Origin of the sequence: Anabaena sp. UHCC 0204, assembly GCF_009711975.1 — a bacterium.
Lineage (GTDB): Bacteria > Cyanobacteriota > Cyanobacteriia > Cyanobacteriales > Nostocaceae > Dolichospermum.
The window spans coordinates 151,448-164,317 of record NZ_VIKW01000008.1 but is presented as its reverse complement, the minus strand read 5'-3'; the positions used below and the strand labels follow the sequence as shown (position 1 = coordinate 164,317).

The window sequence follows — 12,870 nt, the reverse complement described above, 5'->3', positions numbered from 1 at the left end:
TATTAATGCTTCCAGCACGATCCGCGAACGCCCTTATACCAAATGCTTCGTCCCTACGAATCCTGTCTCCTGAAATCCTGAACTTCTAAAAATAAAATGCTCTTACATTTAAGCACTTGGACTGAAGTTGAAACTTATTTACAACAATCCCAAGGAATTATTGTACCAATTGGTTCAACAGAACAACATGGACCAACGGGATTAATCGGTACTGATGCAATTTGTGCAGAATCTATATCAAAGGGTGTTGGTGAAGCAACTCAAGCAATGGTAGCACCAACAATTAATGTTGGTATGGCATTACATCATACAGCTTTTCCCGGAACAATTAGTTTACGTCCTAGCACATTAATTTTAGTAGTTAAAGATTATTTAACTTGTTTAGTAAAAGCTGGTTTTACCAAGTTCTATTTTATTAATGGACATGGGGGAAATATTGCTACTCTCAAAGCTGCTTTTTCGGAAACTTATGCTCATTTAGAAGATTTACAAATTCCCAATTCCGCAAAAGTACAATGTCAAATTGCTAATTGGTTTATGGGTGGTTCAGTGTACAAACTTGCCAAAGAATTGTATGGTGATCAAGAAGGTTCTCATGCTACCCCTAGCGAAGTAGCTGTTACCCAATACATTTATCCAGAAGCAATTAAAAAAGCTCCTCTTTCTCCAGAAGTGGCTGGTGGACATAAAATTTATAGTGCTGTTGATTTTCGTTCCCGTTATCCAGATGGCCGCATGGGTTCAAATCCAGATTTAGCAACTCCAGAACATGGGAAGCAGTTTTATGATTTGTCTGTGGAGGAATTGAGTAAAGGATATTTGGATTTTGTCAAAGAGGAATAAATTTAGACTCCTGACTGGGCGCAGACCCTGCGCCCCTACTCCTAGTGGATCACTTATTATATAATTATACAGAATGGAATCTTGGCACATCCATAATGTATTTTCAGTCTTTGTTATAAACCTACAAACAAAATTCAGGGTTAGCAATTAAAATAATGAATGTTTTACTTATATATCCACTGTTTCCCAAAAGTTTTTGGTCTTTTGAAAAAACCCTAGCTTTGCTAGACAGAAAAGCCATGTTACCCCCTCTGGGCTTGGTGACAGTAGCAGCGATTTTACCTCAAGAATGGAATTTTAAGCTAGTAGATCGGAATATTCGTGATATCACGGAAGCAGAATGGGCTTGGGCTGATTTGGTAATTTTATCAGCAATGATAGTTCAAAAAGAAGATTTACTGGCACAAATTCAAGAAGCAAAACGTCGCGGTAAGCGGGTGGCTGTAGGTGGACCTTATCCCACAGCATTACCTAACGAAGTGACAGACGTGGGTGCAGATTATTTGATTTTGGATGAGGGAGAAATTACCTTACCATTATTTATAGAAGCAATTTCTCGCGGTGAGTCTTCAGGAATGTTTCGCTCTGGTGGGGAAAAGCCAGATGTCAGCACCACTCCTATTCCTCGCTTTGACTTGCTGGAATTTGATGCTTATGCGGAAATGTCGGTACAATTTTCCCGTGGCTGTCCCTTCCAGTGTGAATTCTGCGATATTATTGTTCTCTATGGTCGCAAACCCCGCACCAAAACACCAGCGCAACTCCTGGCTGAACTTGATTATCTTTACGAGTTAGGTTGGCGACGGAGTATTTTTATGGTAGATGATAACTTCATCGGCAATAAACGCAACGTTAAATTATTCTTGAAAGAACTAGAACCTTGGATGGTTGCACATCACTATCCTTTCTCCTTTGCGACAGAGGCTTCCGTTGATTTAGCCCAAGATCAAGAATTGATGGATGCAATGGTAAGGTGTAATTTCGGTTCTGTATTCTTGGGTATTGAAACCCCCGACGAAGAAAGTCTCGCTTTTACTCAAAAATTCCAAAATACACGAGATTCCCTCAGCGAAGCCGTATATAAAATTACGCGCTCAGGGTTACGAGTTATGGCAGGTTTTATTATTGGATTTGATGGTGAAAAAACAGGTGCTGGGGGAAGAATCGTTAAATTTGTTGAACAAACATCAATTCCCACTGCTTTATTTAGTATGCTGCAAGCCCTACCAGATACAGCATTGTGGCATAGATTAGCCAAGGAAAACCGACTCCGGAGTAAATCGGCGAATATCAATCAAACCACATTGATGAATTTTGTCCCCACTCGGCCTTTACCAGAAATTGCTAGTGAATATGTAGAAGCGTTTTGGGAACTTTACGAACCATCACGATTTTTAGATCGTGCTTATCGTCACTTCCGGATTTTGGGCGAAGCAACTTATCCGAAAAAGGGCAAAGGTGCGAAAAAACCCTTGAATTGGAAAGTATTGCGGGCTTTGTTGACTATTTGCTGGCGACAAGGTGCTTTACGTAGTACCCGTTGGCAATTCTGGCGTAATCTGTGGAATATGTACAAACATAATCCAGGTGGTATTAGTAGTTATTTAGCTGTTTGCGCTCAAATTGAGCATTTCTTAGAATATCGTCAGATTGTGCGGGATGAAATTGAGGCGCAAGTAGCTGAGTTTCTCAAAGCAGAAGCTGAGGTAAAGCTGGAAGAGGAAAAAGCGCAAGTTTTAGTTTAAGTGAAATAGTAGAGACGTTCCATGGAACGTCTCTATACGGGTTTCAGATTCCGGATATTTAATGTCTATGGATTAAAACTTGATCGTTGCACCAGCTATAGCTAAAGCAGCCCAACCAGCCATCAATGCTAATCCTCCGAGTGGGGCGATCGCTCCTAAAGATTTGATTCCTGTTAAGCTGATAGCATACAAGCTACCTGAAAAAATCACGACACCAATAATAAATAACCAACCACTCACTAAAAGTGTAGTTGGTGGATTTTCTAACCGAATCATGAGAATGGCAACTAACAACAGTGCGATCGCGTGGTACATTTGATAACGAGCGCCAGTATCAAATATTTCCAGGGAACGGGCGCTAATTTTTTCCCGCAAAGCATGAGCGCCAAAAGCACCACCAGCAACAGACAAACCGCCAAAAATGGCGGCTATAGTTAAAAAAATCTGTGTCATCAGACCTATTACACATCAAAATGATATGATACAGCCCCTTCTTCTGTTACTTGAAAATTCGCATTGAATTCTTTAGCTTTCTCATCTAAATATTTTTTAGCTTCTGCTGCTGGTAATTGAGATTGCATGGCAAAATTTAATAAAGTTACTCTTCCTTGATTTTGTTGTAACGTTTGATAAAATTGCGATCGCAATTGTTCGTTATTTTGTTGCTTTAATACTTGTTTATCTTTGCGATTTTGTTGGTACAAACTTAATGCTAACCAACTACCCAATATGGCGCTAGGAACACCAAAAATTATCCCCCCTACAATAGCATCTTTACTTGTCTGAGCCGGATTTGGAGATGAAAATATCTGTTCTCCCTCGACAGGATATACTTTCACCCCAGATTGTGCCGATTTATCTATGATTTCTGATACTGATATCGCCAAAAACATGAATCCGAGTGTTAGTAACCAACCAGCAGCCAATTTTTCAGCCGTCTTCATAGTTCCACTTCAGAATTAGACATTGCTTGTGATTTTAACCTCACTTGCAAAAAGCTTCCACTAATATTTGATTTTTGTATCCTTTCCGGGAGGTAAAGCCATCAAGATACGTAGTAACCTACCGTAAACTTGATTAATGGTGCGTTATGCGATCGCAATAGCTTTACGCACCTTACAAATACTTAGATTTTTTCAAAATTCACATATGCTATATGGGGTTTGCTGAATAATTGTTAAAAGCCACTCGATTAAGAGTGGTTTTTATTTTGAGTGAAGAGTTGGATTACCCTGAAATTACTGGAACTTGCGTGGAATTGGGATGAAGATTTTTGTTTTTAGCTATTTCCAAATATATCAATAAGGCATTGATATCTGCTGGGTTAACTCCGCCAATTCTCGCTGCTTGTCCAATAGTCAGGGGTTTAACTTTATTCAGCTTTTCTCTGGATTCTTTAGATAGAGTCTCAATGGCTGAATAGTCTAAATCACCAGGTAATTGGCGATTTGCTTGACGGGCAACTTGGTCAATTTGATTTTGCTGTCTTGCTAAATAACCAGCGTATTTGATGTCAATTTCTGCCCCATCTTTTTCCGCTTGCTTGAGGGTAGGGTTGCCGAGTCCGTGGCGTTCTAAGTCCACGTAATGGATACCCGAACGACGCAGTAAATCAGCCAGGGTAATAGAACCTCTAATTGCTTCTTGGGTATCGTGAGCGATCGCTTGTCCCACTGCCTCATGCTCTTTTATTCTAGTTGCCTGGAGGCGTTTTTTCTCCGCTGTAATTTGCTCTTGTTTTTGACTATACAAATCCCAGCGGCGATCGTCAATTAAACCTATTTCCCGTCCTAATGGTGTCATACGGATATCAGCATTATCAGATCGTAGTAATAACCGATACTCTGACCGACTGGTGAGCATTCGATAAGGTTCGCGTAAATCCTTCGTACACAGGTCATCAATCAACGTGCCAATATAACTTTGTTCACGAGGGAAAATAATCATTTCCTCACCCCGCACAAACCGCGCTGCATTGATTCCCGCCACTATCCCTTGAGCAGCAGCTTCTTCATAACCGGTCGTCCCGTTTACCTGTCCTGCACAAAATAAACCCGGTATTTTCTTAGTCATCAACGTAGGATAACACTGAGTTGCAGGTAAGTAATCATACTCTACTGCATAGGCAGGCCGCAACATTACACAATTTTCCAAACCAGTCAAACTTCGCAACATCAAAATTTGCAAAGTTTCCGGTAAACCAGTAGAAAAACCTTGAATATACAATTCCGGAATATCTCTTCCTTCCGGTTCAATAAAGATTTGGTGACTTTCTTTATCAGCAAAGCGGACAATTTTATCTTCAATACTCGGACAATAGCGAGGTCCTTTTGCTTCCACCCAACCACCGTACACAGGTGACAGGTGCAAATTTTCCCGAATTAAACGATGAGTTTCTGGAGTTGTCCGGGTCATGTGACAAGGCATTTGTTCCCGTTCTACCCACACTTCGGGGTCAAAACTAAACCAACGCACAGACTCATCTCCCGGTTGAATCTCCATTTTACTGTAATCCACAGAACGCTTATCAACCCGCGCTGGTGTCCCGGTTTTCAGTCTGCCGGTTTCAAATCCCAAACGGTTGAGAGTTTGTGTCAATCCTTCCGCTGCAAACTCTCCTGCGCGTCCTGCGGGCATTGATTTATTCCCCACCCAAATTTTCCCACCTAAAAATGTGCCAGTGGTGAGAATCACTGCTTTGCAATGAAAAGATACGCCAAAATAAGTTTCTAAACCAATAACTTGATCATCAGCGTCCAAAATCAAATCTGTAACCATACCTTCCCGAATTGTCAAATTCTCTTGATTTTCGACAATTCCCTTCATTACTGCCGCATATTCTCTTTTATCAGTTTGCGCCCGTAATGCCCATACTGCCGGGCCCCGTGAAGAATTGAGAATGCGTTTTTGCAGATATGTCCGGTCTGCTATCTTGCCAATTTCCCCACCTAAAGCATCTATTTCATGGGTTAATTGCGACTTGGCAGGTCCACCTACTGCGGGGTTACAGGGTTGCCACGCGATTTTATCTAAATTTAGGGTCAATAGCAAAGTTCGACAACCGAGACGGGCAGTAGCAAGTGCGGCTTCGCAACCGGAGTGACCTGCACCGACGACAATTACATCATAAGCATCTTGGAATTCAAGTGAATTGTGCATAGTCATAACCAATTAAGAATTAAAAATTAAAAGTTAAAAAAGCTAGTTACAGTCAGTATTCTAGCTTATATTGAAAGTAACTTTCAGTTTTTATTACCTTGGCTACAGTAATAGCCGGGAAAAATCATTATTTGTTCAACCTGATTCAGTGAAAAAATCCCCAATAATTCAAATATCAAAATGTCTTCAATATCAGAAATCGCCGTTGAATTTCAGGATGTCAGTTTGGAAATTAACTACCGTCCCTTATTATCTCATCTAAATCTTAGCATTTATCAAGGAGAAGCCTTAATTTTATTGGGGCGTAGTGGAAGTGGCAAAACCACAACTTTAAAATTAATTAATCATCTCCTTGTACCCACCCAAGGACAGGTTTTAGTAAGTTCCCGGCCGACGACTAACTGGGATGCTATTAAACTACGAAGACGGATTGGTTATGTCATCCAAGAAACAGGTTTGTTTCCTCATTTTACAGTTGGGGAAAATGTCGGACTTGTCCCATCTTTAGAAAAATGGTCACCACAGAAAATTGAGGCACGAATATATGAAATGTTAGACTTAGTGGGACTAGAACCTAAACAATTTGCTCAACGTTATCCCCATCAACTATCAGGAGGTCAGCGTCAAAGAGTGGGAGTTGCAAGGGCTTTAGCCGCAGATCCACCAATCTTATTAATGGATGAACCTTTTGGCGCACTTGATCCTATTACTCGTTTGGAATTACAACAACAGTTTCAACATTTGCAAAGACAATTAGGAAAAACCGTGATATTTGTCACCCATGATATTCAAGAGGCTTTCTTTTTAGCAACTAGAATTGGTTTAATGTATGCAGGTAATTTAGTATTTTTAGGAACGAGAAGAGAATTTATCCAATCTCAACATCCAGAAGCGAAAGCTTTTTTGGCTTGTTTAAATACTGCCAATAGTTGGGAAAACCTTAATTAAAATTAGAGAAACAAATACAGAAATTATGTTTTTATTTCAATATGCTTCAGAAATTATTCTTCGCAGTGGAGAACATTTAGTATTAGTCATAATAGCTATGACTGTAGCTATTTCCATTGGTCTTCCTGTGGGAATTTTCATCACTCGTCAACCAAAATTAGCTTCTCCTATTCTTGGTTTAGCAAACGCCATTCAAACTATCCCTAGTTTAGCCATCTTTGGTTTTTTAATTTCTGTTCCTTTTCTGGGAGGAATTGGTAAAACTCCCGCTATATTTGCTTTGACCCTTTACGCATTATTACCCATTATTCGTAATACTTTTATTGGCATTAATAGCATTAATCCCGCCATTAAAGAAGCTGGTGTAGGGATGGGAATGACAGATCAACAATTATTATTACAAGTAGAAATTCCTCTAGCTTTACCAGTTATTTTAGCAGGTGTGAGAGTTGCAACTGTGATATCTGTAGGAATTGCCACAATTGCTGCTGCTATTGGTGGTGGTGGTTTAGGAGTATTTATTTTTCGCGGTATTTCTACAGTTAATAATGAATTGATTTTAGCAGGTGCTGTCCCCGCTGCTTTTATTGCTTTGAGTGCAGATTTTGGTTTAGGATTATTAGAAAAAAATCTAACTAAACAAACAGAAAATAAAGGTAAGTTTAATCAACAAATAGGTATCATTCTAGGAATAATCGGTTTAATTATAGCCGGATTAATAGCATTTAACTATCAACAAAAACCAGCAACAATTATTATCGGTTCAAAAAATTTCACAGAACAAGTTATTTTAGGAGAAATTCTCGCTCAACAAATAGAAACTCACACAAAATTAAAAGTAGATCGTCGTTTTAATTTAGGTGGAACATTTATTGCTCATGAAGCAGTGAAAGTGGGTAAAATAGCAGGTTATGTAGAATATACAGGTACAGCATTTACAGCAGTTTTAAAAGAAAAAGTAATTACAGATCCTCAACTTGTTTATGAAAAAGTTAAAAAAGAATATCAAGATCAATATAAATTAACAGTTATGCCATCTTTAGGGTTTGAAAATACCTTTGCTATGATTATTCGTGGTGAAGATGCAACAAAATTGCAAATCAAAACTTTATCGGAAGCTGCTAAATATACTCCTCAAATGCAAGCAGGTTTTGGTTATGAATTTTTAGAACGTGCAGACGGTTTTCCAGGTTTATCTAAAACTTATGGCTTAAATTTTGCCAACATTAAACAAATGGAATTAGGATTAATGTATCAAGCTTTAAAGGAAAAACAAGTAGATTTTATCGCTGCAAACTCTACAGATGGCTTAATTCCAGTTTTAAACTTAGTTATTTTAGAAGATGATAAAAAATACTTTCCACCATATCAAGCTGTACCTATTTTTAATCAAGAAATTCTGCAAAAATATCCAGAACTTACAGATACCATTAATCAATTAGCTGGTAAAATTTCTACAACTGAAATACAAAAGATGAATTATCAAGTAGATAATCAATCTCAACCTGTTTCAGAAGTAGTGAGGGAGTGGTTAAAATCTCAAAAGTTATAATTTTCAGATGTTTGATTCTCAAAAATATAAACCTTTTTATAAAGTTTTTTCGGCAATTTCAATAAATTTTTTGCTTTGTTCAATCAAAATTCTCACATCTTCCTCACTCAACTGAAGGGTATCATCAATACTATAATCTCCTTGTGTCCTTTTATCTTGAGCATCAATCAAATAACGGTGAAACTCCAGGGGAACAATTCCTTTTTTAGCAACTTCTCTACCAAAACATGAAATCACAGCAGAATGACTTGAAAAAGTTAACTCTTGCTGCCACAAAAAGGCTTCAGCAATATAAAACATGGTATAGTAAGCTCTGGAAGCAGCAAAGTTATATAATTTATTTTCTGCTAGAATCTCGGAAGCTAGTAAGCTTTCTTTAGCTTTTTTTATAAATTTTTTCTCCTGAGATGTCATAGAAAAATGCCTTCTTTTTTGACATTATAATTAAAGGGAGTATTTTCATTTTCAAACTTTGCTGAAGAAATAAAGTGACGAGAAATAACAACATCGTTGTTTAGACAAATATTGGAGATTATCTGACTGGTTTTATCAATTTCATGATAGGGGTTAATCTCTGATTTCAGAACAACGAGAATATCAATATCAGAAAATTCTTTAGCGTCTTCCCTCGCTTGAGAACCATATAGAATAATTGCTTCCAGTTGGTTTTGATAAAGTTCTTGTAACGCTTGTTTAACTTCTTGTAATATGAGATCAAGCTGTGATTTTTTCATTGCTTAAATCATTCCTTTGGTTTCAGATGATTGGGTTTCGGTCTATAAATACTATTTTATCGCAACCCGTAATATAGCGATTCTTATCTAAGCGAGGTACACCGAAGAAAGAATTAACCGCAGATAGAAGATGATAAACGCAGATAAACGCAGATAAATTTGTACTTCAGCGGAAATGTAATAACCAGGAAGTCGGGTAGTTAGTTTTTACAACTGTTCCTTAATTTTATCAAATATCCAATTAGGTATAGCGTGTTCTGTTGCGTAAACGTAATTATATCTATCCTCTATTTTATCCCAATCAATTCTTGTATATGATAAAATTTCCTCCGTAAACATATCTAAAGCTTTACCTGTTAAACATTTCTCCAAACATCTTTTCATAAATAACCTACTTTCCTCAATTTCTATTTTTCGGAAAGTAGGAATTAAATCTATATCATCAAATAAATTGTATAGATTATTTCTAGATGATGTTCATGAATTGTCAAACTATCAATTTTGACAACTGAAATTTTCATTATTTACCATCCCCAAGTACCTGGTTCACCTTTAAAGGGTCCAACAATATCAGAAGTAATCCATCCCCCATAAAAACCACCAGATTGAGCTTTAACTAACTCATCATTCACATAACAAGCATCCATTAAACCAGGATAAAAACTATAGTATTCTTGGATGGATTGAAAATTAGGAGTAGGTTGAATATATCGCCAAGCAGCATTATTTACATATTTATCCCCCACAGAAACATCATAATATTCAGATATACCTTTCCATTCACACATAGTTTTTCTAGGTGTAGCTATTAAATATTCTAATTTAATATCTTCAGCAGGAATATAATAACCAGGAGGATGACTAGTTTCTAAAACTCTTTTTGCTTTATTAGTTTCTGCTAAAACGATATCATTGTAAATGATTTTTAGATGTTTGTCGGTATCTTCCAAAATCGCTGGACGGGGATAGTCCCAAACAGATTCTTGACCGGGTTGTGGGGGAATGGGATTTGGTCTCATTGTGAGTAAGTTCCTTTTCTGAAGTGGAAATTAGAATTTCCAATAAATTCTTATTAATCTAATTCTACAGTATATCTTTTACTTCGTTATATTTTAGATTCGTAATCATGATTATCAAAAGAATTATATTTATCTATACTACTAAATAATTTCATAGTTTTATACTCAATCAAACTTACAGGAAACATAATTCCCGGCTTCTTATTAATAGGATTTAGTGTATTAAATACTCTATCCCAAAAGCCATGAATGCCATAATTTCCATTGAAACCAGTGTGATGAAGGTCATGAAAATCTGAGGGAATAAAAAATATTGATAAAGAACTATGTCCTTCTAAATTATAAATATTACCTATCAAAGTCCATGCACAAAGTTGAGTTATATCATATCCAAAAATAAGGATAGGTAAAACATCTGTGATGGTAACAATAATATATTCCAGAAGGCTTTTATGTCCAGCTACAAAACTTGATGTATCTTGAAATTCATGATGTTTAAGATGAATTTTGAGAAATGATTTTGTATGAAATAATCTATGGGCTACATAAAAGCAGAAATCAGCCGCAACTATTCTCATCAAAAACCATCCAAAATTTAGAATTAAATTATTATCTCTATGAACTTCTGGAGCTAAATATAGTATGATTAATGCTGCTATTAAACTTTTAATTTCTCCTGTAATTATACCTTTTAAAGTAAAAGCAGGAAATGATTGCTTTTTGACTTTCTTAACTCTTGCAGTTAATTTTTTAGTTAAACTATCTTTACTTTTGATGAATTTTTCAATGAAAAACCCAATCACATAAAATGAGATAGAACCAATCAGCCAGTATAGTAATACCTGGGTGATAAAATTAAGTTCTATATTATTGAACAGAAAATAAAATACTTGCTGAACAATTGTACAACTAATAGCAATCTTAAAATAAAATTCTAACTCTAAACAGCAATTAAAGAACTTTTGCATTTTTATAACCCATGAAAATCATCTCAGTCAATGTCTAGAGATAAGATATAGCGTTTCTCGGTTGAGTGAGGTACAAGAACCCCACCCCCAACCCCCTCCCCGCAAGCGATGAGGGGGCTATGATATACCTCATGTGATTAGGAAACGCTATAATTCAAGATGTAAAGAAGTATCTTGATATTATTGTTATAGAGAATATCATTGTTGGTGAATTTAAGAGGCATCCTAAAAACAAAACTTAACTAATTGCCTAATTTGCCCACATTTGTGAAGAATGAGGATTCAATCACTCAGAGTATATCAAATTAATCTTCCTTACTTTCATTACCAGCAGGAAGGAGAATACCTTCCACCAATAGAGTATCCATAAACATTTTCCGCAGAATTCGCTGGATCTGAATATGTTTTCCTGGTTTTACCTTTGTCAAAGTTCGCAGCAACAAATTAGATTCACCCATACTTTCTACCCCATCTACTAGGGTGGGTTCAAGGACATCTGGATCATTTGTTTTTAACTGCTGTCCTATTTCTTCAATCACTTGATATATATGAGTTAAATTAGAATTGTAAGGTACATAAACTTCTACTACTGCAAATATGTACTGTTTGGAGTAATTGGTAATTGAGCCAATATCCCCATTACGAATAATTTGCAATTGACCATTGGGATGTCTAATACGGGTAGTTCTCAGTTCGATGGCTTCAACAGTACCTTCTACTGTTTTCTCTTCAGCTTTCCCAGCTTCAATATAGTCACCTACCAAATAGTAATTTTCAAAAAGAATAAAAAAGCCACAAACTATATCATTAATTAATGTTTGTGCGCCTAACCCCACAGCGATACCAACAATCCCAGCACCAGCTAGAATAGGAGTAGGATTAATATCAAGAATATAGAGAATGGAAATTGCAACACTGAAGTAAATTAAATATTGTAATAAACTACGAAACAAAGGAATCATAGTTAAGCGTCTACTTTTTTGGGTGTCAGTCAAATCCTGATCTTTGAAAAGCACCTCTTCTAGTAATAAGTAAATCACCTCAAACATCACACGACTTATGAAAATGATAGCGATGATTTTGATAATTTTTAAACCAAAAGTAGCCAGCTTGGCTATTAACTGCACCTGCTGAATTACTAATGTGACAGTGCAGACGTAAATCACAAATTCTAAACACCGTTTCAAAAAAGGAATCAGGTGTTGGAGACGATCATAAAATCTTAATAGATTATCAGGACTGGAGTATCTAACGCTCAGAACATCTAGAGTGTCAACAATGGCCGCAACTGCTTTGAGAATGAGTAATCCCACACTAATGATCAAATAAATCCGCAGTGCGATATATAGATATTCAGAAACTACTGCGGGTAATTTGAGAAATTGTGTACAAGCAATCAGAACCCATAACCAAATTCCACCTCTGATTCTTTGATTGAGTGCGGTAAAAAAAGCGTCAATACTTTCATCATCGGCGGTATTTTGATCTAAGTTCTTAGCGCGGTTACTAGCTATTTTTAACCAAGATTTGATAACTTTGAGAGCGAATATTGCTGCAATTACAACAACACTACTTTCAGCAATACCAATTCCTAATCTCATCCAAAATCCTGATGGAATCTTGCGAATCAGGGCTATTGTATATTGTTGGATGTCTTCACCTCGATAGATCAGATAACCATTAGCACCGACAATCAAAATGCTTAACACTAAGCAAGTAAGCAACAATAAACCAGTAATATTGCGGCGCAGAATTTTGATTTTTACATCGTCACCCTTCAATATTGATAATCTAACCAACAGCTTGAATAACTTACCTACAAGCCATCTTAATAGTAGAAAAACAATTATTAAAATGCCGACTTCAGCCAAAATAATTAATAGGTTCATAGTTAGGTGATTT

13 protein-coding genes are annotated in these 12,870 nt (G+C 36.7%); 4 read left to right on the top strand and 9 right to left on the bottom strand.

Annotated elements, in window-relative coordinates; all coding sequences use genetic code 11:
• Positions 1 to 96: 96 nt before the first annotated feature.
• Positions 97 to 843 carry a creatininase family protein gene (locus tag FJR04_RS09055; protein WP_168493794.1) on the top strand — a complete coding sequence of 249 codons (747 nt, stop codon included), beginning with the start codon at positions 97 to 99 and terminating at the stop codon, positions 841 to 843.
• A 155-nt stretch (positions 844 to 998) separates the two neighbouring features.
• Positions 999 to 2,588, top strand: a complete 1,590-nt coding sequence (locus tag FJR04_RS09050; protein WP_168493791.1) for a B12-binding domain-containing radical SAM protein — start codon at positions 999 to 1,001, stop codon at positions 2,586 to 2,588.
• A 72-nt stretch (positions 2,589 to 2,660) separates the two neighbouring features.
• Here the strand turns inward: FJR04_RS09050 and FJR04_RS09045 are convergent, their stop codons facing one another.
• The 3 genes from FJR04_RS09045 to mnmG all read right to left on the bottom strand — a co-directional run bounded on the left by FJR04_RS09045 (position 2,661) and on the right by mnmG (position 5,753).
• On the bottom strand, positions 2,661 to 3,041 hold the full coding sequence (locus tag FJR04_RS09045) for a DUF423 domain-containing protein (RefSeq protein WP_168493789.1): 381 nt from the start codon (positions 3,039 to 3,041) through the stop codon (positions 2,661 to 2,663).
• 8 nt (positions 3,042 to 3,049) lie between these two features.
• Positions 3,050 to 3,532: a hypothetical protein gene (locus FJR04_RS09040; RefSeq protein ID WP_168493787.1), complete on the bottom strand. Its 483-nt coding sequence runs from the start codon at positions 3,530 to 3,532 to the stop codon at positions 3,050 to 3,052.
• Between the two features lie 283 nt (positions 3,533 to 3,815).
• A complete protein-coding gene (gene mnmG, locus FJR04_RS09035; RefSeq protein WP_168493785.1) occupies positions 3,816 to 5,753 on the bottom strand; it encodes a tRNA uridine-5-carboxymethylaminomethyl(34) synthesis enzyme MnmG in 1,938 nt (645 codons plus the stop codon).
• 174 nt (positions 5,754 to 5,927) lie between these two features.
• Between mnmG and FJR04_RS09030 the strand changes: the two genes are divergently transcribed.
• Both FJR04_RS09030 and FJR04_RS09025 read left to right on the top strand, forming a co-directional pair.
• Positions 5,928 to 6,695, top strand: coding sequence for an ATP-binding cassette domain-containing protein (locus tag FJR04_RS09030; protein WP_168493783.1), 768 nt, complete (start codon positions 5,928 to 5,930; stop codon positions 6,693 to 6,695).
• A 25-nt stretch (positions 6,696 to 6,720) separates the two neighbouring features.
• The gene (locus FJR04_RS09025) at positions 6,721 to 8,247 is read left to right on the top strand and encodes a glycine betaine ABC transporter substrate-binding protein (protein WP_168493782.1); all 1,527 of its coding nucleotides are present in this window, start codon (positions 6,721 to 6,723) and stop codon (positions 8,245 to 8,247) included.
• Positions 8,248 to 8,283: 36 nt separating this feature from the next.
• On the opposite strand, the gene FJR04_RS09020 is transcribed toward FJR04_RS09025, so the two are convergent.
• The 6 genes from FJR04_RS09020 to FJR04_RS08995 all read right to left on the bottom strand — a co-directional run bounded on the left by FJR04_RS09020 (position 8,284) and on the right by FJR04_RS08995 (position 12,857).
• Positions 8,284 to 8,661, bottom strand: a complete 378-nt coding sequence (locus FJR04_RS09020; RefSeq protein ID WP_168493780.1) for a HEPN domain-containing protein — start codon at positions 8,659 to 8,661, stop codon at positions 8,284 to 8,286.
• Positions 8,658 to 8,981 (bottom strand): nucleotidyltransferase domain-containing protein, encoded by a 324-nt coding sequence (locus tag FJR04_RS09015; RefSeq protein WP_168493778.1) that lies wholly within the window; start codon positions 8,979 to 8,981, stop codon positions 8,658 to 8,660. The genes FJR04_RS09020 and FJR04_RS09015 overlap by 4 nt, the downstream gene beginning before the upstream one ends.
• Before the next feature lie 207 nt (positions 8,982 to 9,188).
• Complete coding sequence (locus tag FJR04_RS09010) at positions 9,189 to 9,365, bottom strand: hypothetical protein (protein ID WP_174763518.1); 177 nt, start codon at positions 9,363 to 9,365, stop codon at positions 9,189 to 9,191.
• 140 nt (positions 9,366 to 9,505) lie between these two features.
• Positions 9,506 to 10,000, bottom strand: coding sequence for a DUF427 domain-containing protein (locus FJR04_RS09005; protein ID WP_168493776.1), 495 nt, complete (start codon positions 9,998 to 10,000; stop codon positions 9,506 to 9,508).
• Positions 10,001 to 10,086: 86 nt separating this feature from the next.
• Positions 10,087 to 10,968: a sterol desaturase family protein gene (locus tag FJR04_RS09000; RefSeq protein ID WP_168493774.1), complete on the bottom strand. Its 882-nt coding sequence runs from the start codon at positions 10,966 to 10,968 to the stop codon at positions 10,087 to 10,089.
• Positions 10,969 to 11,273: 305 nt separating this feature from the next.
• Complete coding sequence (locus tag FJR04_RS08995; protein WP_168493772.1) at positions 11,274 to 12,857, bottom strand: mechanosensitive ion channel family protein; 1,584 nt, start codon at positions 12,855 to 12,857, stop codon at positions 11,274 to 11,276.
• Positions 12,858 to 12,870 lie beyond the last annotated feature (13 nt).